This is a genomic window from Nonomuraea sp. NPDC049758 (assembly GCF_040674635.1).
Classification (GTDB): Bacteria; Actinomycetota; Actinomycetes; order Streptosporangiales; family Streptosporangiaceae; genus Nonomuraea.
In genome coordinates this window covers 198,138-219,040 of record NZ_JBFAMZ010000018.1, presented here as the reverse complement: position 1 = coordinate 219,040, position 20,903 = coordinate 198,138, and the positions used below count along the sequence as shown (strand labels likewise).

16 protein-coding genes are annotated in these 20,903 nt (G+C 73.3%); 4 read left to right on the top strand and 12 right to left on the bottom strand.

Features of this window, described 5'->3' with window-relative positions; translation table 11 throughout:
• Positions 1 to 8: 8 nt before the first annotated feature.
• From AB0J46_RS38000 to AB0J46_RS37990, 3 genes are all read right to left on the bottom strand, one after another.
• A complete protein-coding gene (locus AB0J46_RS38000; protein WP_364339233.1) occupies positions 9 to 614 on the bottom strand; it encodes an ester cyclase in 606 nt (201 codons plus the stop codon).
• Positions 615 to 708: 94 nt separating this feature from the next.
• On the bottom strand, positions 709 to 1,491 hold the full coding sequence (locus AB0J46_RS37995) for an SDR family oxidoreductase (RefSeq protein WP_364339231.1): 783 nt from the start codon (positions 1,489 to 1,491) through the stop codon (positions 709 to 711).
• A gap of 49 nt (positions 1,492 to 1,540) precedes the next feature.
• Entirely contained in the window at positions 1,541 to 2,266 is a 726-nt protein-coding gene (locus tag AB0J46_RS37990) for an SDR family oxidoreductase (protein ID WP_364339229.1), read from the bottom strand.
• A gap of 130 nt (positions 2,267 to 2,396) precedes the next feature.
• Between AB0J46_RS37990 and AB0J46_RS37985 the strand changes: the two genes are divergently transcribed.
• Positions 2,397 to 3,353 (top strand): LysR family transcriptional regulator, encoded by a 957-nt coding sequence (locus AB0J46_RS37985; protein ID WP_364339227.1) that lies wholly within the window; start codon positions 2,397 to 2,399, stop codon positions 3,351 to 3,353.
• Positions 3,354 to 3,418: 65 nt separating this feature from the next.
• Here AB0J46_RS37985 and AB0J46_RS37980 read toward each other — a convergent pair whose 3' ends face one another.
• The 3 genes from AB0J46_RS37980 to AB0J46_RS37970 all read right to left on the bottom strand — a co-directional run bounded on the left by AB0J46_RS37980 (position 3,419) and on the right by AB0J46_RS37970 (position 8,291).
• Complete coding sequence (locus AB0J46_RS37980) at positions 3,419 to 6,514, bottom strand: BTAD domain-containing putative transcriptional regulator (protein ID WP_364339225.1); 3,096 nt, start codon at positions 6,512 to 6,514, stop codon at positions 3,419 to 3,421.
• Positions 6,515 to 6,651: 137 nt separating this feature from the next.
• Positions 6,652 to 7,182, bottom strand: coding sequence for a nucleotide disphospho-sugar-binding domain-containing protein (locus AB0J46_RS37975; RefSeq protein WP_364339222.1), 531 nt, complete (start codon positions 7,180 to 7,182; stop codon positions 6,652 to 6,654).
• A gap of 11 nt (positions 7,183 to 7,193) precedes the next feature.
• A complete protein-coding gene (locus AB0J46_RS37970) occupies positions 7,194 to 8,291 on the bottom strand; it encodes an epoxide hydrolase family protein (protein WP_364339220.1) in 1,098 nt (365 codons plus the stop codon).
• Between the two features lie 200 nt (positions 8,292 to 8,491).
• Here AB0J46_RS37970 and AB0J46_RS37965 point away from each other — a divergent pair, with 200 nt between their 5' ends.
• The 3 genes from AB0J46_RS37965 (at position 8,492) to AB0J46_RS37955 (ending at position 10,760) form a co-directional block, all read left to right on the top strand.
• Positions 8,492 to 8,881 carry a RidA family protein gene (locus AB0J46_RS37965; protein ID WP_364339218.1) on the top strand — a complete coding sequence of 130 codons (390 nt, stop codon included), beginning with the start codon at positions 8,492 to 8,494 and terminating at the stop codon, positions 8,879 to 8,881.
• Entirely contained in the window at positions 8,878 to 9,498 is a 621-nt protein-coding gene (locus tag AB0J46_RS37960) for a DsbA family oxidoreductase (RefSeq protein ID WP_364339216.1), read from the top strand. The genes AB0J46_RS37965 and AB0J46_RS37960 overlap by 4 nt, the downstream gene beginning before the upstream one ends.
• A 119-nt stretch (positions 9,499 to 9,617) precedes the next feature.
• The gene (locus tag AB0J46_RS37955; protein ID WP_364339214.1) at positions 9,618 to 10,760 is read left to right on the top strand and encodes an NADH:flavin oxidoreductase; all 1,143 of its coding nucleotides are present in this window, start codon (positions 9,618 to 9,620) and stop codon (positions 10,758 to 10,760) included.
• A 36-nt stretch (positions 10,761 to 10,796) separates the two neighbouring features.
• Here AB0J46_RS37955 and AB0J46_RS37950 read toward each other — a convergent pair whose 3' ends face one another.
• From AB0J46_RS37950 to AB0J46_RS37925, 6 genes are all read right to left on the bottom strand, one after another.
• Positions 10,797 to 11,087, bottom strand: coding sequence for a CGNR zinc finger domain-containing protein (locus AB0J46_RS37950; RefSeq protein ID WP_364339212.1), 291 nt, complete (start codon positions 11,085 to 11,087; stop codon positions 10,797 to 10,799).
• Between the two features lie 135 nt (positions 11,088 to 11,222).
• Entirely contained in the window at positions 11,223 to 15,512 is a 4,290-nt protein-coding gene (locus tag AB0J46_RS37945) for a fibronectin type III domain-containing protein (RefSeq protein WP_364339210.1), read from the bottom strand.
• Positions 15,509 to 17,722: a geranylgeranyl reductase family protein gene (locus tag AB0J46_RS37940; RefSeq protein WP_364339208.1), complete on the bottom strand. Its 2,214-nt coding sequence runs from the start codon at positions 17,720 to 17,722 to the stop codon at positions 15,509 to 15,511. The genes AB0J46_RS37945 and AB0J46_RS37940 overlap by 4 nt, the downstream gene beginning before the upstream one ends.
• A 3-nt stretch (positions 17,723 to 17,725) precedes the next feature.
• The gene (locus AB0J46_RS37935) at positions 17,726 to 18,304 is read right to left on the bottom strand and encodes a hypothetical protein (RefSeq protein WP_364339205.1); all 579 of its coding nucleotides are present in this window, start codon (positions 18,302 to 18,304) and stop codon (positions 17,726 to 17,728) included.
• A 31-nt stretch (positions 18,305 to 18,335) separates the two neighbouring features.
• Positions 18,336 to 19,343, bottom strand: coding sequence for a polyprenyl synthetase family protein (locus AB0J46_RS37930; RefSeq protein WP_364339203.1), 1,008 nt, complete (start codon positions 19,341 to 19,343; stop codon positions 18,336 to 18,338).
• On the bottom strand, positions 19,336 to 20,838 hold the full coding sequence (locus AB0J46_RS37925; protein WP_364339201.1) for a hypothetical protein: 1,503 nt from the start codon (positions 20,836 to 20,838) through the stop codon (positions 19,336 to 19,338). Before AB0J46_RS37925 ends, AB0J46_RS37930 begins: the two co-directional genes overlap by 8 nt.
• Between the last annotated feature and the right edge of the window lie 65 nt (positions 20,839 to 20,903).

Sequence of the window (20,903 nt, the reverse complement as noted above, 5' to 3'; positions counted from 1 at the left end):
GCGAGGTGTCAGCCGTTGACTCCGAGCTGGCTCAGCAGCGTCGCGTTGTCCTCGATGTGCCAGTCCTCGATGATCTTGTCGGTGCCGACGTGCTGGATGTCGATGGCGTTGAAGTCGACGCTCTGGCCCTTGCCTCGGACGCCGTTGAAGACGCCGGTGAAGTGGCCGCGGAAGACCAGCCGGGCGGTGATCTTGTCACCGGTGACCAGCAGGTCGGCCAGCTCGCAGGTCAGGTCCGGCACGGCGGCACGGAAGTTCTTCGAGGCGAAGACCGGGCCGGTCGGGCCCTGCGGCCGGCCGGCCGGCAGGGTGTCGTCCTTGAACCGCGGGCTGACCGCGGCGTCCAGGTACTTCTGCTCGCCGGTGTTCCAGAACGTGTACAGCTTCTGGGCCAGGTGGACCTCCTGGGCCGCGCGCCTGTCGCCGATCGAGCGGTCCACGGTGATCGCCTTGGGCTGGACCAGGTCGGCTGAGTGGTCGATCAGGCGCTGGGGCCAGGCGTACGGGCCCTGCCGGTGACTGTCGTCGTGCGCATGGGCGGCCGTGACGACGCCGCCCGCGAGGCTCGCCGCCACCGCGACGACGGCGATGCGGACAAGGGTGCGTGAACGCATGAGCGGTACTCCTCGGATCAGCCGGCACGCTCGGCGCGTGCCGGGATGGCCGTCCGGTCCCTTCGACCGGGCGGAAGAACGGGGTGATGACGGGTCAGATCTGACGCAGTGCGCCGCCGTCCACGGCCCACTCGGCACCGGTGACCTGGCCCGCGAGCGGCGAGAGCAGATAGGCGATCACCCGGGCCACGTCCTCGGGCTGGCCGAGCCGGGCGCTGGGCAGCCGGCGCACCTCGCGGACGAAGTGGTCGACGGCCGCCTCCGGCGCGAGGCCGAACTGGGCGCCGAGCTGCTCGGCGAACCCGCCGGGGGCGTCCCACAGCCGGGTGCGGGTGGGGCCGGGGGCGACGACGTTGGAGCGCACCCGGCGTGAGCCGAACTCGCCCGCCAGGGTCTTGGACAGCGACAGCAGAGCCGTCTTGGCGGCGGCGTAGTCCACCAGCGGCACGTCCGGCAGGCGAGCGGCCTCGCTGCTGACATGGACCAGCGAACCGCCGTGCTTCAGCAGGGCAGGCAGTGCGGCGCGGGTCATGCGGACGACCGAGTGGAAGTTGAGGTCGAACGCCGTCCGCCACTGCTCGTCGGTCACCTCCAGGAAGCCGCCGCGCGATTCGAGGCCGCCGACGTTGTTGACCAGGCCGTCCAGGCGTCCGTGATGGGCCAGTACCTCGGCCACGACCTGCGCGGGCGCGCGCGGATCGGTCACGTCGGCGGCGACGGCGCTCACCCGGGCTCCGAGTCGCTCGATGCCCTCCGTCCCGCGGGCCGTGCCGACCACGAAGGCGCCTTCGTCGGCGAGGGTGCGTACGGTGGCCGCGCCGATGCCGGCGGAGGCTCCGGTGACCAGGAAGACCTTGCCTTCCAGATGAAGATCCATCAACTGCTCCAGATGTCAGTCGGGTCGGGACGATTCGGCGGGCCGGCGGTCAGGCGAGGCGCCCGCCGCCGTCGACATGCAGCACGGTGCCGGTGACGTAGGGGTTGTCGATGGCGTAGAGAACGGCCTTGATCAGGTCCTCGGGGGTGCCCACCCGGCGGGCCGGGTTGCGTTCGGCCACCCCGCGCAGGAACGCCGCCTTGTCGGCGCCCATGCCGTCCCAGGCGCCGGTGTCGACGATGCCGGGGGAGACAGCGTTCACCCGGACCGGCGCGATCTCCACCGCCAGCGCCCGCACCAGGAAGGCCAGCGCGCCGTTGGTGGTGGCCATCACCGTGCGCGCGGGCGCCGGACGCCAGGCGACCACACCGGAGAAGAAGGTGAACGAGCCGTGCTCGGACACCTGCCCCGCCAGGTGCTTGGCCAGCAGCAGCGGCCCGATCACCTTGGCCGAGAACGCTCGCTGCACGTCGGCCGCTTGGAGGTCCTTCAGCGGGCCGTTGGCCGGCGCCGCGGCGGTGGAGACCAGATGGTCGAACCGGCCGAGACGTGCGGCGAAGTCGGCGATCGACCGCTCGTCGCAGAGGTCGAGCACGCGCACCTCGGCGGGCCCGGACAGCTCGCCGGCCGTCCACTCCAGCTTGCGGAGATCCGGTCCGGCCAGCACGACGGCGGCGCCGGCCGCTGACGCGGCCTTGGCCAGCGCGCGCCCGGTGTGCGAACCCGCGCCCACCACGACGAGCCGTTGTCCCTTCAAGCGTGTGTCATCGGACATGGGAGAACTCCTTCGAACAGTCGGGGATCAGCCGCCCGACCTCGCCGGTGGCGGCCACGTCCACGACTCTGGCTCACCCACCCGCCATGAGTCCAAGGCTTGTTTTCTACCGGATCGATAAACTGTGCTCATGGCGATGGCGACGCTCCGGCAGCTCGAATACCTGGTCACCGTGGTGGACCTCGGCTCCTTCACCCGCGCGGCCGAGCACCTGCACGTCACCCAGCCCGCGCTCTCCCACCAGATGCGGGCGCTGGAGACCGCGGTCGGCGGCCCGCTGCTCGAACGGCTCCCTCGCGCGGTACGCCTGACGCCGATGGGCAGGGCGGTGCTGCCGCACGCCCGCGCCGCGCTGGCCGAGGCCGAGCGCCTGCACAGGGTGGCGCGGCGCACGGCCGGACTGGAGGAGGGCGAGGTGGAGGTGGCCGCCATCTACTCGGTCAGCCTGGGCATCCTGCCGCCCGTCCTGCGGGCCTGGCGCGGCCGGCACCCCGGCGTACGGATCCGGCTGCGCGAGTACCCGCACGCCGACCGGCTCCAGGCCGCCATGGCCGCCGGCCGCGCCGACCTCGCCGTCGGCCCCGTGCCCGCCGGTTGGGAGGGACCGATCCGCGAACTCGGCGTCGAGGAGTTCGGGATCGTCCTGCCCGCCGACGACCCACTGGCCGGCAGCCCCACCGGCAGGGTCGCCCTCAGCGCTCTCGCCGACCGCGCCTGGGTCCACTACGCCCCCGACAACGGTCTCGCTGATCTGCTCGATAAGGTCTGCGCCCAAGCGGGCTTCCAGCCGCAGGCGGCGATCCGCGCCGAGCAGACCTCCGCCGCTCCGCTCCTCGCGGCCGCCGGTCTCGGTCCGGCCCTGGTTCCGGCCAACATCATCCCGCCCCACTTCGACGGCGTCCTGCTCCGCCCCGACCCACCGGTCCGCCGCGCCCTCGCCGCCTACACCCGCACCCGTCCCGACGCCATCACCGTGGCCTTCGCCGACCTCCTCGCCCAGCAGGCGCGCGTCAACCCGGCGTGCTTCCCGGCGACCGCCGTCTCCCAGGAGCGAGCGGCCGCCGACGCGCCGTCGAATCCGCTCTGATCAACGTGGCGTCGGAGGTCCCGCGCCGTTCGGCCTCCCAGCGCGACCCCGCACCTCGCGCCGCATCACCGCCGGGTACGGTGCCCGTCCCCCTCGCGGGGTGCCGGCCGTGGCTCCCCTTCGAGGTCGGCCAAGAGCGACAGCGCCAGGTCCTCCAGCAGGCGGTAGCCCGTCGAGGACGCCTGGTCCAGCGCCTGACGGGCGTACTGGAGCGCGCGGTCGTGCATGCCCAGGCCGGCATGCGCGCGGGCGAGGCCGAGCAGCGGCCTTACCTGCAGACGCCGCATGCCCGCCGTGACGGCGTAGGTGAGCGCTTGCTGGTGGGCGTCCAGGGCCTCGCCGTGATGTCCGGTCATCGCCCGGACGGTGCCGAGCACGTGCATGGCGCTGCACATGGCATAGACGTGGCGCGCTCCTTCCGCACGCTCACCGGCCAGCAGCGCAGCCTCAAGGGCGAGATCGAGACGGCCGCGGTCACGGTGGATCTCCGCCAGCGTGGCCAGGCTCTTGGACTCGGGCACGTGCAGGTCGCGTGCGCGGTCGTGGCGGAGTGCCTCGGTGGCGAGGTCCAGTGCCTCGTCCAGGTCTCCGCTGAGGCGCCGGACGGTGGCGAGCTCGTTGAGGGAGTGGCTCAGCTCGCTGTCGCGCAGGTTGCGGTGGAGGGCGAGGGCGTCGCGCAGGTGTCGTTCCGCTGCCTCCAGGTCGCCGTATTCCAGGTGGACGGCGCCCAGGTTGCCCGTGGCGCGGGCCTCGCCGTAGGTGTCGCCGATCTCACGGTTGAGCTCCACGGACCTGACGAGATGGTCGATGGCCTGGCCCAGCTCGCCCTGGTCGTGGCAGGCGGCGGCGGCGTTGTTGTGCGCGGCGGCGGCGCCGGCGGACCAGTCCGCGCGCTCGCTGTGCCGGACGGCCAGCTCGCAGGCGGCTCGGGCGGTGGAATAGGCGGCGCGGCACAGGGCGGCCGTGCCCGCACTGAGGTGCGCCGCCGCCAGGCCGAGCGGGTCGTCCTCGACGGTGGCCGCGTGCACCGCGGCGTCGGAGACCGCCACGATGTCGGCCAGGCTGGTGGCGGTGTGGTGGACGAAGTGGCCGCGCAGGGCGTCGGCGATCAGCCAGGCGTGTCGCCTGGGTCCGCTGATCGGAGGCCGGCGGGCGGCGGGGGCGAGGGAGGCGGCGTCGGCGGCGTGCAGGGTGAAGGCGACGAGGTTGGCCTGTTCGGCGCTGAGCCAGGCCATCGCCTCGGCGCGGGGCCTGAGCCCGGATGTGACGGGGAGCGGCAGGCGGGTGATCGAGGGATAGGCGCTCTCGGCCGCCGCGACGGCCTCGGCCAGGTACCGGTCGCCGAGGCGTTCGAGGGCCTGGACGCCGGTCGCGGGGTCGTCGTCGCGGAGCGTGAGCTCTCCGGCGTACTGGCGGAGCAGGTCGTGGCAGGTGTACCGGTACGGCCGGTGCTCCTCGATCAGGTGGGCGGCGGCGAGGCGGTCCAGGAGCTGTTCGGCCTCGGCGGTCTCGACGTCGGCCAGGCAGGCGGCGGCCGGCGCGGTGATGTCCGGCCCTCGGATCAGCCCCAGCAGCCTGAACAGGCGCCGCTCGGCCTCGGGCAGTCCCGCGTACGACAGCTCGAAGGCCGCCCGGACCGCCACGTCGCCGTCGATCCGCAGCAGGTCCAGCCCTCGCGCGGACAGCGCGGCGGCGTACTCGCCCAGCGACCTGCGCGGCCGCGTCGCCAGCGTGGCGGCGGCCACGCGCAGGGCCAGCGGGAGTCGGCCGCACAGCCGGACGATCTGCTCGGCCGCCTCCGGCTCGGCGGACAGCCGCTGATCTCCGACCATGGAGGCCAGCAGCCGGACGCTGTTGTCCCGGTCGAGCACGCCGAGCGACAGATCTCGGGCGCCGTGGGAGACGGCCAGCCCGGCGAGCGCGTTGCGGCTGGTGACGAGGACCAGGCAACCGGGAGCGCCGGGTAACAGGGGGCGTACCTGCTCGGCCGTGCGCGCGTCGTCGAGCAGCACGAGCATCCGCCGGCCCGACAGGCGCGAGCGGTACAGGGAGGCCGCCGCCTCCTGCTCTTCGGGGATGCGCTCGGGAGGCACCCCCAGCGAGCCGAGCATCCGGACGAGTGCCTCCATCGGCGGCATGGGCGGCCGGGGCGCGTGCCCGCGCAGGTCGACGTAGAGCTGGCCGTCGGGGAACTCCTCGGCCACGAGATGGCTGAACCGTACGGCCAGGGCGGTCTTGCCCGCGCCGGCCGCGCCGGTGACGGTCGTGACGGAGGGGGTGCCCGCAGCGCAGGCGTGCCGGCGCAGCAGGGCCAGATCGCGTTCGCGTCCCACGAAGCCGGTCACGTCGGCGGGCAGTTCGGCGGGCGCCTGCCTGGCTTCGTCGCGTCCGGGGAAGGGCTCGAGGTCGAGGTCGGGGGCGTCGGCGAGGATGGCCGCCTCCAGCCGGCGCAGCTCGGGCCCGGGGTCGAGGCCGAGTTCGTCCGCCAGCAGGGCACGCCCCTGCCGGTACACCTCCAGCGCGTCGGACCGCCGTCCGGAGCCGTGCAACGCCGTCATGAGCAGCCCCCGCAGCCGCTCTCTCAGCGGATGTTCGGCGAGCAGCTCCGACAGCTCGCCGACCACGTCGCGGTGGCGGCCGAGGGCGAGGTCGAGTTCGGCCCGCTCTTCGAGGACGGCCAGGCGCAGTTCCTCCCATCGCCCGGCGAAGGCCGCCAGCTCCTCCAGTTCCAGGTCGCCGAGCACCGGGCCGCGCCACAGAGCCAGGGCCTGGCCCAGAAGGTCGGCGGCCTCGGCCTGCCGTCCCGCCTGAGCCGCCTGCCGGCCCCGTTCGATGCACTGCTCCGCGAGCTGGGTGTCCACCAGGCCGCCGGCCAGCCGATAGCCGGACCCTTCGGTCCTGATGATCTCCGACTCGGCGCCCGCCCTGCGTAAGGCCTTGCGTAAGGCCGCCACCGCGATCATGACCTGGTTGCGGACGGTCGCCGGCGGGTTATGGCCCCAGGCGGTGGCCAGCCGGTCGATGCTGAGCACCTGACCGTGGCCGGCCGCCAGCATGGCCAGCACCTGCCGGGCCCGCGAACCCCCCAGCCGCACCGGCCGCTCGCCGACCGTCGCCTCAAGCCGGCCCAGAATGTTGAACCGTACGTGGTCTGCCCCCATGTGATCACGATAGCGAGGGCGGTCGCCACACGTCGTCGGTGCGGTGGGCGAGCAGGCCCAGCGGGGCGGCTGCGAGCGGTGACGGGCGCCGATGGCCGCCGCCCTGGTCGGGGTGGCGGCCATCGTGGTGTTGGGGGTCAGTGGGGCCGGTGGGCGAGCTCGTTCACCGCCTCGACGACGGGTGCCGCGCCGTCCTCTGCCGAGACGTGGGCCGAGAGGGCCTGGGCCCGCTGCCGGTATGCCGGGTCGGTGGCTGCGGTGGTGAGCGCGGCGGCCAGCCGTGCGGGCGTCAGGCGGCGAAACGGGATGGCGGCCGGGGCCACGCCGAGCGCCGTCAGCCTGGACGCCCAGAACGGCTGGTCGTTCATGACCGGCACGGCCACGGTGGGCACTCCCGCCCGCACCCCGCTCGCGGTGGTACCGGCGCCGCAGTGGTGGGCGACGGCAGCCAGCTGGGGGAACAGCCAGTCGTGCGGCACGTCGCCGATCGCCAGCACATCGTCGGAGACGGGTCCCCGCAGGCCGGTCTGCAACACGCCGCGCAACCCCGCTTCCAGCTCGCCCTGTACGCGGCCCGCCAGGGCTGGATCTGACCCGCCCGTCGAACGCACTCGTGCCCTGAGCACCTGCAGGTCGCCCGGGCGCGAGCAGGGCGGGCGTCGAGTCACCCGACTCCGGTTCAGGTCAGGGGGCGGAAGAAGGTTCGGAGCTGGTCTGCCAGGTAGTCCGGTTCTTCGTGGGCCATGAAGTGTCCGCCGCGGTCGGGGCGGGCGAAATGTCGCAGGTTGGGAAAGGCGCGTTCGGCCAGGCTGCGGGGGAAGCCTGCCATCAGGGGCTCGTGGCTCAGGGTGATCGCGGTCGGCACGGTGATCGGCGGGCGGGGCCCGGTGTGCGGATGGTCGTAGTAGGGACGGAAGGAGGAACCGATGCTGCCGGTGGCCCAGTAGAGGGTGGCCACGGTGAGCAGGTCGTCGGCCTCCCACCGGGTCTTGAGGTCTCCCCCGCAGTCGCTCCAGTCGCGGTACTTGTCGGCGATCCAGGCCAACAGCCCTGCCGGTGAGTCCGTCAGCGCCGCGGCGATGGTGTCCGGGCGGGTTCCCATGATCGCGCTGTAGCCGCCGTCCTGGGCGTCGTAGGCCTGTTCGGCCTCCAGGTAGATCCGCTCGTCCGGGTTCACGGCCGAGGAGTCGATGCCGGCGGTGAGGCTGCCGGAGGTCATGTGGATCCCGACCACGCTGGCCGGGAACAGGGCGCCGAGCCATTGGGTGACGCTGCCGCCGATGTCCCCGCCGAACGCGCCGTAGCGCCGGTAGCCGAGGGTCGTGGTCATCAGGTGCTGCCAGGTCTCGGCGATCCGCTGACCGGTGAAAGGCCCGCGGGGTGCTTCGGAGTACCCGAAACCCGGCAGTGAGGGGATGACCACGTCGAAGTCGGCGGCCAGCCGGTCGGCCACTGCCAGCATCTCCACGAAGCAGCTCGGCCACCCATGGGTGAGCACCAGCGGCAACGCGCCGCGTCGCGGAGACCTGACGTGGACGAAATGCACCCGCCGGCCATCGATGTCGGCCAGGTACTGCGAGTACTTGTTCAGCCCGGCTTCGACCCGGCGCCAGTCGAAGCCGTCCGCCCAGTGCTCCACCAGGGCACGCAGGTCCGCGGGGTCGGCCCCCGCGGTCCATCGCGTGCGGTCCGAGGCTGTGGTGAACCGGGTACGCGACAGGCGTACTCGCAGGTCAGCGAGCACGTGCTCCGGTACGTCGAGATGAAAGGGTCGCATGCTCCGGCAATCGTCAGGTGGTGCGGCGAGCTACGTCTGTCGAGCGACCTGATTCTGTCAGTGCTTCGCGACACGAGCCATCAGCTCACCCGCGGCGACCACCTCGACGACCGCCTCCGCCTCTCAGGACTTGACAAGAATATATATGTACATGCAACATCTCCTTGCACGTACAAAGTATGCACATACAAGGAGATGTCATGAAGCGTGAGCGCGTGAGCACCACCCCCGACTGGTACGAGCCCTATGCGATCTCGCAGGCGATCAAGGTGAACGGGTTGGTGTTCGCCTCGGGCCAGGCAGGCTTCGACGAGAACGGCGTCACCGTCAGCGACGACTTCGAGGCCCAGGCCCGGCAGGCGTTCGCCAACCTCGACCGGGTGCTGAAGGAAGCCGGATCCAGCCTCACCGACGCGGTCAAGGTGACCATCCTCGTCACCGACCTGGAGCCCAACCTGGACACCATCATCAGGCTGCGCAGGGAGTTCTTCACGGAGCCCTACCCCGCCGACACCCTGATCCAGGTCTCCCGGCTGGCCCAGGCCGACTGGCAGATCGAGGTCGACGCGACCGCGGTGGCGCGTTCATGAAGATCCAGATCTGGTCCGACTACGTCTGCCCGTTCTGCCTGCTGGCCAAGGGGCCGATCCAGGAGGCCGTCGCCGGACGTGACGTCGAGGTCGAGTGGATGCCGTTCGAGCTGCGCCCCGAACCCGTTCCGACTCTGGAACCCGAGGGCGCCTACCTCCAGGACATCTGGAAGCACACGATCCACCCGATGGCGGAGCGGATGGGCGTCGACATCCACCTGCCGGACGTCTCGCCCCAGCCGTACACACGGCTGGCCTTCGAGGGCTACCAGTACGCCAGGGAGCACGGTGACGCCGAGTCCTACAACGACCGGCTGCTGCGGGCGTTCTTCGAGGACGGCCTCGACATCGGCGACCTGGACGTGCTCACGGACCTGGCCGCCGGGCTGGGCCTCGACGCGGCGGAGTTCCGCGCCGCCCTCCTCGACGGCCGCTACGGCGAGACGCACCGGGCCGCGCTCCGGCAGGCGCACGAACTGCGGATCCGCTCGGTCCCGACGATCATCATCGACGGCGCTCACCGGATCGAGGGCGTCCCTCGGGCCGGCGCGCTCCGCGAGCTCCTCGACAAGCTCGCGGAGCCCGTGCAGACCTCATGCGGCGTGGAGGGCTGCTGAGGGAGGTGGCGGACGCGCACGCGCCCTCGCCACCGTGCGCGATCCGCAACAGACCTTCGACGCATCAGCCGCCGTGCGCGCTCCGCAACAGAGCTTCGACCCATCAAGGGAGTACATCCATGACGAACCACCACGCGCTGCGGCCCGTCCGGGTCGGCGGTCTCGACCTGCCCAACCGGTTCGCCGTCGCACCGATGACCCGGGTGTCCGCCGCCCCCGACGGCACGCCGACCCGCGAGATGGCCGAATACTACGAGCGGTACGCGCAGGGCGGATTCGGGCTGGTGATCACGGAAGGCACCTATACCGACACCGTCAACAGTCAGGGTTACCTCAATCAGCCGGGCATCGTCTCCGCCACGCACGTGGCGGCCTGGCGTGAGATCACCGGCAAGGTGCGGGCCGCCGGGAGCCGCATCGTGCTCCAGCTCATGCACGCCGGCGCGCTGTCGCAGGGAAACCCGTATCGCGCCGACACGGTGGGGCCGTCCGCCGTGCGGCCGCGTGCCGAGATGTTGCCCGAGTACGGCGGGTCCGGAAGCTGGCCCACGCCCCGGGAGATGACCGGCGCCGACATCGAGGCGGCGATCGGCGGCTTCGTGGCCTCGGCCGTCCGGGCCCGGGACGCCGGCTTCGACGGGGTCGAACTTCATGGAGCCAACGGCTACCTGCTGGACCAGTTCCTCACCGACTACACCAACCGCCGCGCCGACTCCTACGGCGGCCCGGTCGCGAACCGGATCCGGCTGACGGCCGAGGTGGTGGCCGCGATCCGGGCCGAGCTCGGCGCTGACTTCTGCGTCGGCGTACGGCTGTCGCAGGGCAAGGTCAACGACTTCGTCCACCGCTGGCCTGGCGGCGCGGCCGACGCGCGGATCATCTTCGCCGCGCTGGCGGCGGCGGGTGCCACGTACCTGCACATCGCCAGCGAGGGACGCGACTGGATCGAGACCGCCCGGCTGGACGGCGGCGTCACGATCACGAGTCTGGCTCGCCAGGTGAGCGGTCTTCCGGTCATCGCCAACGGCGGCATGCACGATCTCTCGCAGGCGGCCCAGGTGCTGTCCGGCGGCCATGCCGACCTGCTGTCCATCGGCCGGGGCGCGCTGGCCAACCCGGATCTCCCCCGTCGCGTGTCGCGGAGCCTGCCGCTGGAGACGTACGACCGTCGCATGCTGGAACCCATGGCGACGCTGAGCAACGCGCGACAGCGACTCCAGAGCATGCACCGCGGCGTGAGCCGCGTGCGTCATCCCGCCTAGGATCGACGCTCTGCCGCCCGGTTGATCCCGCAGTGGTCAGGGCCCGGGCAGCTCTTGGGCGGTCGTGGCGTTGTGGCGCTGGTAGTGGCGTGCGGCCCGGGCGCGGTTACCGCATGACGGCTTGCACCACTCCTGCCGCCCGTGGCTCTTGACGAAGTAGCGTACGCAGCGCGGCGCGTTGCAGGCCCGCAACCGCTCACGCTGCGGACCGCTCAGGAACTCGATGGCGGCCCGCGCCAGCGCTGCGATCAACTTTCCGCGTCGTGCTCCAGGCATGACCCACACGTACGCGGTCACCGCGTTCCTCCTGGCGATCCTGCCCGTCATCGCCACTCCGGGCGCCAGCCTGACCCTGCTCGTCCAGCGAGTCACGGCCGGTGGTCACGGTGTGGCTGCTGACCTGGACGGTCCTGGTTCGCCAAGGGGCGCGCGGCCGGCTGCGGGCCGGCCGCGCGCCCTCGGTCAGTTCGTCGGCGTGACGGAGCCGCCGGACGACGACGGCGGGCTCATCGCGACGTCGGTGATCGCGTACACGATCACGTTGTACGCCTGCCCCGCCCGCAACCCCTGGACGACGGCGCTCGTCCGGTCCGCTGGCACGTACGTGGTCCGGCTCGGCGGCGAGGTGATCAGCGCGTACCGGCGGACGGGCAGCCCGCCGAGCACCCGGGGCGGGTCCCACGTGACGGTCGCGGAGGCCGCCCCGGCCGTGGCCGCCACGTTGAGCGGCGGCCCCAGCATGCCGAGCGCCGGCGGGGACGCCTCCAGCCAGCACTGCGCGAACACCAGCGCCGACACCGTACGGCCGGAGGTCGTGGCGGTGATCTCGGCGACGCCGGGCCGGTCGGCGACGTACTTGCCGGCCGCGTCGATGGCGCCCGGCCCGGCGGTGACCTTCCAGGTGACCGGCGCGGTGGGCAGGCCGAAGAACGTCACCTTGAAGTAGACCGGCTTGCCGACCTCGACGTCCGCGCGGGGCGGGTCCACGGCGATCCCGGTGAACCCGCCGCCGGCGTCGCGGGTCTTCCAGGACTGGTCGACGAGCCGGTCGAAGCGGGTCTCCCCGCCGCCCAGCCACGTGCTCGCGCGCAGATACGCGTCCACCCGGATCCCCAGCCACTCCTCCCACCAGGGGTTCTTGGTCGTGTCCGCCTTCCACTCCACGGTGGGGCCGACCCCGACGCCGGGGCCGCCGCCCTCGTAGAAGATGAGGGTGAACTCCGCGAGCAACGCGATCTTGGCGTTGGCGTTGCCGGTGATGGTGATCGAGCCGCCGTTGCTCGCCGGCGACCTGTCGATGGGCTCGGCGTGCACGCCGGTGTCGTCGCGCATGATGTGGGCGCCCACCTGCCTGGCGTACTTCAGCCCCGCCGAGACCTCCCCGCTGATGTGGCTCTGGAGGCTGGTCGAGATGTTGAAGGTGGGGTTCATGACGACGGGGACCGGCCCGGCCCACACGACCTTGCGGCCGAGGCTGATCGCGGGCAGCCGCTTGAAGTAGTCGGCGTCGGCGCCGTTGCCGAGCCGGACCCGCGTGTCGGCGCCGTAGGCGAGGCTCAGGTAGGTGTCGAAGTACACCTTGCCCTGCGTCATCCACAGTTTGAGGTCCATGTGCGGCGTCAGGACGAAGGTGGCCTCGAACCGGCCGCCCTTGCCCTGCGGGTTGGACCGCGGATCGGTGCCGACCGCGATCTCGACCACGAGGCTGCCGTTCCTGATGCCGGCCGAGACGCCCTTGACCGACACCTTGGCCTGCGCCGCGCCCTCGGCCAGGGTCTTGCCCTTGATCGTCGGCCCGCGCAGCCGCACCCCCGGCGCGTCCTGCTGGAGCCTGGCCAGGTCGCCGGCGTCCATGCCGGCGCTGACGGCCACGGCGCCGTCGGCCAGCGCCTCACCTGCCGTCGCGGGTTTGGTGGCCACCCGGAACAGCCCGTTCTGCGTGCCCGTGGAGACGACCCTCCTGAACAGCCCGTCGGGGACCTTGGCCGTCGGCAGGACGACCACGATCGCGTTCGCCGCCAGGCCGGTCACCTGGGCCGGAGGCTGCTCGAACGACAGGGTGCCGTCCGCGGCCGAGGTGCGCAGGGTGTCGAGGGAGGCGTCCGAGAGCACGACCGGGGTGCTCTGCACCGTCACCTTGGGCACGATCGCGGGGGTGCGGGCGCTCGGCGCGCCGCTCCCGTGGGTGTTGGCCGCCTTGACCGTGAAGCCGTAGGACAGGGCGGGGTCGAGGCCGGTCATCGTCGCGGTGGTGCCGGTGGACGTCACCGTCCTGCCGCCGGGGTCGGCCGTGACGGTGTAGCCGGTGACCGGGGCGGTGCCGACGTCGGCGGGGGCCGTCCAGGTCAGGGCCACGGTCCCGGCGCCGGTGGCGGCGGCCTGCGCCTCCGTGGGAGCCGCGGGGACGCGGGCCGCCTGCGGGACGACGCCCGCCTGCTGGGCCGCCTCGCTCGTCCCCGCCGCGTTCCTGGCGACGACCCGCACGGTGTAGGAGGTGCCGTTGGTCAGGCCGGTGAGCGAGGCCACCGTCGTGCCGGCGGCGACGTCGAGGGTTCGCCCGCCGGGGTCGAGCGTCACCGTGTAGCCGGTGATGGGCGAGCCGCCGTCCTGGGGGGCCACCCACTGCGCGTCGATCCGCCCGTCCAGGGGGACGGCCAGCAGCGCGGCGGGCAGGAACGGCACGGACGCGGGCTCGGGCGCGATCAGCGGCGAGGCCCGCGAGGACGTGCTCCCGACGACGTTGACCGCGGTCACGGTGAAGGCGTACGGCGAGCCGTTCGTCAGCCCGGTCACCACGGCCTCGTACTCGTCGGGCCCCGTGGTGACGCTCTTCCCGCCCGGACTGGCGGTGACCACGTACGAGGTGATCTTCCCGTTGCCGGGGTCGGGCGGGCTCCAGGTGACGCGGACCGCGCCGTCGCGTGGCAGCAGGTCGGTGATGAGCGGCGCGCCCGGCGAGGTGGGCGCCGCCGGGGCGGTCACCGGCGACGGCGCCGAGGACGGCCCTGCGCCGATGACGTTGGTGGCGGTGACGGCGAAGGTGTAGAGCTGGCCGTCGGTCAGCCCCTTGACGGTGACCTCGGTCTGGCCCCACCACGCCTTGGCCGTCTCGCCGCCGGGCGAGGTGACGACCTTGTACTCGGTGATGTCCGCCCCGCCGTCGTCGGTGGGCGGCTGCCAGGAGACGTGCACGGACCCGAACTCCGGCGCGGTGACGATCTTGATCGGCGCGCCGGGCAGTCTGCCCTGGACCGGGGTGACGGCCGCCGACGCCGCCGAGGCCGGGCCGGTGCCGACGGCGTTGGCCGCGGTGACCGTGAAGGTGTAGGCCGTGCCGTTGGACAGGCCCGTCACGTTGGCGGTCGTGGCCCCCGCGGTCGTGACCGTCCTGCCGCCGGGCGTGACGGTCACGGTGTAGCCGGTGATCGGGGTGCCGCCGTCGGAGGCGGGCGGCTGCCACGACACCCGCACCGCCTGGTGCCTGGCCACCCCGGTGACCGCAGTGGGCGCGCCGGGCTTGCCGGGGCCGGTGAAGTAGGCGAAGACGTCGATCTGGACGGTGGCCTTGGTCGTGCTGTTGTTGTAGACGATCACCTTGCCGTCCGCGCCGAGCTTGGCCGCGACGAACGCGGTGCCGGTCACGCCCTTCTCGTACCAGGCGGCGACCCCGCCGGCGTTCGCCTCGCCGGAGGCGTAGACCTGCAGCGCGTTGCAGCAGGAGGCGTCGGCCCCCTTGACCGTGAGGGACAGGCCCACCGACCACACGCCGGAGGCGGGCACGCCGCCCTTCCCGAGCGGCGCGAGCGTGTACGCGGCCCCGGCGTTGATGGCGACGTTGGCCGCGATCCTGGCCGGCTGCAGGGGCCGCAACGTGGCGCCGGCCGCCGTGGCGCTGGGCGCGACGAAGTAGCCCGCGAGGTCCACCATGACCTTGGCCACGCCCGAACCGGTGTTGGTGATGGTGACCGAGCCGTCGGCGCCGAGCCCGGAGATCACGTAGTTGTGCAGCTCGGCGGCGGTGCCGTAGTCGAGGTTGACCTCGGCGGGCTTGGCCGTGCCCGTCGGGAACACCGTGAGCTTGCCCGTGGTCGAGCCGCCCGCGGCCGACAGGGTGAGGGCGACGTGGGAGATCGTGCCGCGGGCGATCCCCGCCTCGCGCAAGGGATAGACGGTCAGGGAGCCGTTGGCCGCGATCGTGGTGTCGGCGACCTCGTCGGGCGACACCGCGACGAAGACGCTGCCCGCCGCCGCGCCGGCCGCGGTGAGGGTGTAGCCGTAGACGTCGGCGTAGAGCCGTACGGTGACCGCGCCCTTGTTGGCGATCCTGACGTTGCCGTCCGTGCCCGTCTTGACGGTGAGCAGGTTGTGGACGTACAGGTCCGAGCGGTAGGTGAGCGCGGTCACCGCGGGCTCGGCCGCACCGGAGGGGAAGGTGACCAGCGAGCCGGCGCCGCCCGTGCCCTTGGCGGCCACGCTGAGCGCCACGGAGGCCACGCCGGTCGCGGGCACGCCCGCCACTCCGGCCACCTTGACCGTGGCGGTGGCTCCGGCCGCGACGTCGAGCGCACTGGCCACGCGCCCGCGCACGGGGTAGAACTGGCCGGGCTGCGGCGCGTCCGGGGCCGCGCTCGCGGCGGCCGGCGCCCCCGCCGCGACCGTGGCGCCCGCGGTGGCCGGGGGCGCGGACAGGAGTGTCGCCAGCAGGAGTAACGACAGGACGGCGGACAGCCACGGGCGGGCAGGACGGTTCATGAACGGGCCCCCAGGTCAGGCCGGGCGGTGCGGAGCAGGTGGTCGGCGATGGCGTGCAGGGAGGTCCGGGCGGGGCCCTCGGGCACGCCGGGCAGGCTCTGCTGGGCCTGCCGGCAGAGCTCGCGGATCCAGACGGCCGTCTGCTTGAGCGCGGTCGTCCGTCCGACCAGGGCGGTCAGTTCGGCGGCGCGTTCGGGCCGGGAGGAGCCCTCAAGGCGGATCTCGCCGCCCAGCTCGGCCAGCGCCAGCCGGAAGGGGACGCTCGACAGCCCGGCGTCGTGGTCGTCGAGGTCGGCCAGGGCGTCGCGGCCGAGCCGGTCGAGGCCGCCGGACAGCCGCCGCAGGTCGTCGGCGAGCTGGGCCGCCGCTCCGATCGCGCGGCCGTACCCGCTCAGGGCCTCGCCCGCCGCGCCGGGGGCGCCGGCGGTGGCCGCCCCGATGTCGCAGGCCGCGGCGCACAGCGCCGCCGTGCCCGACGCGGCCGACAGGTCCAGCCAGGCGCGCGGATCCGAAGGCCCGGCGGCGCGGGCGGCGGCGAGTTCGGCCATGCGGCCGTGGCTGGCGTCCTCGATGGCGCGGGCGAGCCGCGCGGTGAGCCGGACGTCCTGGGTGGCGCACAGTTCGAGCGCCCGCGCCAGGAAGAGGTCGGTGGTGAGGACGGCGAACATGGTGCCCCAGTTCTGGCGGGGGACGCGCGTCCCGCCGGGCGGGGTGACGTCCACGCTGGCCTGGGCGATCGCGGCCAGCGCGGCCAGGTCGGTGGCCGCGGCGAGCGCGACCGGCGGCCGGTCCTGCCCGTACGCCGCCGCGGCCAGCAGGACGAGCAGCGCCGGCCGCGGCGCCATGAGGTATTCCTCCGACAGCAGGGCGGGCAGCCGGTCCAGGAACGGCCAGTCCTTGCGCACGGTGTCGGCGAGGATCTCCCCCACCTCCACCAGCGGCGCGGCCAGCCGCAGCCCCGGGTCGAGGCAGTGGCGGATGTCGTCGAGCGCGCCGGGCGCCGTGGTCTCGAACCCTGCGGTGTGGTCGGGCGCCAGCATGGCCCGCCGGGCCAGCGCGAACACGGGCCGGTCGGAGTCGAAGGTGTCCTCCAGCACCCGCCAGGCCAGCCGGTGCCGGTTGACGGCGTGCCGCCCGGTCTCCAGGTGGCCGCTGAACCGGCGGGTGAGCGTGGCCGCGTACTCCGACAGGTCCTCGGCCGGGCCGCCCGCCAGGCGCGCGTCGACCACCTCGGCGGCGATCTTCCCCGACTCCAGGGCGAAGCTGATGCCCTCGCCGGTGCCCGGGTTGACCATGCCCGCCGCGTCCCCGGCCAGCACCAGGCCGGGGCTCCACGACCGGGCGGGCGTGAAGCCGAAGAACAGGGGCGCGCCCTTCGGCGGGCCCTCCTGCCGCGCGTCGGCGAACCACGGCACGGTGGCCCGCAGCTCGGCCACGAAGCGGTCGAACAGGTCGTCGAGCCGGACCCCCGGATGCTTCTCCGCCACCCCCGCCCCGACGTTGGCGCGGCCAGGGCCGAGCGGGATGATCCACCCGTACGCCGGCAGCCGGGAATGGGTGGCGGGGTTGTCGAGCGGCATGTGGAAGCTCAGCGTGTCCTCCAGGACGGGCGCCCCGGAGAAGTACGTGCGCATCGCGTACCCCAGCCGGCCCCGGGCGGTCTCCACCAGCCCGGACTGGCGGGCCAGCTTCGAGGTGCTGCCGTCGGCCGCCACCACCACCCGCCCGCGGACGGTCTCCCGGCCCCCTGCGGTCACGGCCTCGACGCCGCGCACCACGCCGTCCTCGCTGACCAGGCCGCGCACGTGCACGCGGGGCCGGAAGACGGCGCCCGCCGCCACCGCCCTGCGCACCAGCACGTCGTCGAGCAGCGACCGGGGGACGACGATCCCGTACCGGCCGCCGGACGGGTCCTCCCGGCCGTACCGGAACGCCCTGGTGCTGCGTTCACCGGCCGGGCCCATGGAGACCTCGAGGCCGCCGATGCCGAAGGCGCCCGGCAGGTCGCCGAGCACGTCCATCTCCCGCAGCAGCTCGACCCCCGCCCTGTTGACGGCGTCGCCGCAGCTCTTGTCCCGGGGGAAGGCCGTACGTTCCAGCAGCACCACCCGCCGTCCCCGCCGGGCGAGATGGAAGGCCGCGGCGGCGCCGGCCGGGCCCGCCCCGACGACGACCGCGTCCCACTCCGTGCCGTTCCCGGTCCCGTCCACGCCTCAGCCCTTGGGAGCGGGGCAGACGGCGGCGCCCCCGCCGGAGCGGGTCTCCGGCTCCTGGCGGGCGGCGGACTGGGCGGGCAGCGCGCGGATCGTCCTGGCGTACAGGCGGCCGGCCATCGCGGCGTTGCCGGGACCGCTGCCGGCCGCCTCGCTGAGACCGGCGACGGCCAGCCCGATGGCGGCGGTGATCCGGCTCTCCTGGGGGCCGGCGAGCTGTTCGGCGAGGAGGGCGAGCCGGTCGCGGGCGCCCAGCGAGGAGAAGTCCCCAGGCAGGTCGAGCACGGCGTCGAGGGCGGCGTCGATCTCCACCCGCCCGGCGGGGTCCGCCGCGGCGTACCACTCCTTGATCCGGCGGCCGGCCGCCCGGGGGTCGCCGGCGGTGCGCAGCCCGGCCATCGTCTCGGCCAGGGCCGAGAAGCCCGCCTGACGGGCCTGGCTCATCGTGCCGCTCCCGGTCACGTCCGCCGCCCCCGCGGCCGCGCCCGTCACGCCCAGCATCGTGCTCCCGCCGCCGAGCGCGATGCCGGCCGTCCTGATGAAGCCCCGCCGGCTGGGGCTGTGGGGTGGTCGATCCATGGACTCGGCTCCTTCGTACGGGCACATGTCGTCAGTACGGCCGCATGACGACGTAGCGGGCCAGGCGCGCCAGCGAGTCCTTCGGGTCCCCGGCGGGGAGACCGGCGAGGTGGGTCACGGCCTGGTGCGCGTAGTCGTGGGCGATGGCGGACGCGCCGCTGATCCCGCCCGACGCGGCGATCCTGGCGCACGCCTCCTCCTGCTCGGCCGGGCCGAGGTCGTCGCGGCGCAGCAGTTCCCGTAGCCGGTCGCTGTCCGGGCCGCTCTGGTGCAGCGAGATCAGGACGGGCAGGCCGTACACGCCTTCGCGCAGGTCGGTGCCGGGCCGCTTGCCGAGGGCCGACTGCGGCGCGATGACGTCGAGGGTGTCGTCGGCGGCCTGGAAGGCCAGGCCGAGCGCCCTGCCGTAGTGGCCGAGCGCGTCCACGTCCTGGGGCGGCGCGCCCGCGAGGTGGGCTCCGGCGCGGCAGGAGAGCTCGAACAGGGCGGCGGTCTTGCGTGCCGCGATCTCGGCGTAGGAGTCGAGGCGGTGGTCGAGGTTGTAGGTGTTCTCCGCCTCCTGCATCTGGCCCAGCGCCAGGGCCAGCATCGACCGGCCGGCCCAGGCGGTGACCACCTCGTCCACCTCGGTGAGCAGCCGGATGGCCCGCGCGAACGCGAACGTCCCGGCGGTGACCGCCTCGGCGTCGCCGCGCAGGACGTTGACCGTGGGCGCCCCCCTGCGGGTCTCGGCGCGGTCCATGACGTCGTCGTGGTAGAGCGAGGCGACGTGCAGCAGCTCGACGGCGGCGGCCACGCGCAGCAGGTCCTCCCGTGCGGCGCCGGGCCCGAACGCGGCGGCCAGGAAGAGCAGGGCGGGGCGGACCCGCTTGCCGCCGCCGCCCACCAGGTGGGCGGCGGCGCGGGCCAGGTGCGGGTCGTGCGACCGCACGGCGTCGTCCAGTACGGCGTCCAGGCCGGTCAGCAGGTCGGCGGCGGGCTCGTGGGTGAGCCAGCGGCCGATCTCGATGCTCCCCGAGACGCCCGGCCGGTCAGCCATCGGGGTCCAGCAGCGATCCCGTGCCGGCCGCGATCTGCTTGAGCTTCTCCAGCAGGTTGGGGTCGTCCAGCAGGTTGATCAGCTGCCGGCCGGTCATGCCGACGACGCCGCGCTCGCGCACCAGCGCGATCGTCTGCTCGGCCGCGGCCGCCTCGTCGGGCAGCATGAACTTGCGGGCCCTGGCCAGGGACTCCTCGGCGTCGTGCAGGAACTGCTCGCTGACCCTGATGTCGTCGCGGTCGGGGTTCATCAGGACGAGCTTCATGTCGCCGCCGTGCTGGGAGTACAGGGCCTGGGCGAAGGCCCGGTCGCTGTCGGGCACCTGCGGCTTGACCTCGCCGGAGCGGACCATGGCGGTCCGCTCGTTCAGGTAGAGGGTCTCGATCAGCCAGCGGCCGACCAGCGTGGTGGCGAGGTACTTGTCGCGGGCGTAGGAGATCGACATCCATTCCTGGGTGAACGGCACGCCGGTCAGGTCCTCGGCGGTGGCCAGGAAGGGGCAGACGAAGGAGAGGAACGTGCCGCCGGAGCCGCCCCGGCACACCACCGATCCCGAGTCGCCTCCCTGGCTCATGGCGGTGGTGATGATCTGCCCGTCGAAGGTCGCCACGCCGGCGTCGTACCTGACCCGGGCGATCTCGTCGATGGCCGTGACGCGTCCGGTGGTGTACTCGGTCGTCCGGCCGGTCTTCTGGACCGCCGCGCCGTCGGGCCGGACGTCCTCCTCCGTCAGCACGGACCGGGCGGCCGGGCCGTGGATCATCTCGATGCCGAGCCGGGAGGTCACCTCGTTGATCGGGTTGAGGATCGTGTGGGTTGTGCCCCCGGCGAACAGCAGGCCGACCGCGGGCTGGGCGACCGTGGGCCTGGTCATGTCGCCCTTCATGTCGTCGAAGACGACGCAGTTGTCGTCGAGCTGCGCGATCGCCGCGTCGATGCGGTTGTAGGAGCCGTCGAAGCGCAGGGTCTCGAACCGGGTGAGGGTGGCGATCCTGTTGCTCGTCGAGATCGGCATGTCGTACGGGCCCGGCTGGTAGATCGGGTCGCCGGCCAGCGCGTCGTTCTCCGCCGCCAGCACGTGGTTGTTCGACAGGATGGCGATCTTCTCCCCGTCGCGCAGGTCCTTGACCAGGCAGCCGAGGGTGCCGGCGGTGATCTTGGGATGGCCGACGCTGATGCCGCCCATCGCCGGGCGCTCCCGGGCGCTGAAGGCGTAGGCGTAGAAGTAGCCGGACTCCACCACGTCGGTCTCAATGGTCGAGCCCGCGACGTCGACGCTCCTCGGCAGGACGCGGCTGGGCGCCAGCTGGTTCGCGGGCGTCTTGCGGATGACGTGGACGATGCACGAGGGCGTGTCCTGCACCTCGCCGCCGCGCGTCGGCGGGCCGAAGCCGATGCCCACGACGTTGGGGTCGTCGCGGAATCGCGCCCAGAGCTGGTCACGGGCCTGGCGAACCAGAGGCCGCGCCCTTCGCCATTCCTCGGGTCCGGCCATCGGGCTCCCTGTGCTGGGTGATCTTGTACGTGGCCGCCAGGATCGGCAGAAACGGTCGGCAAGTC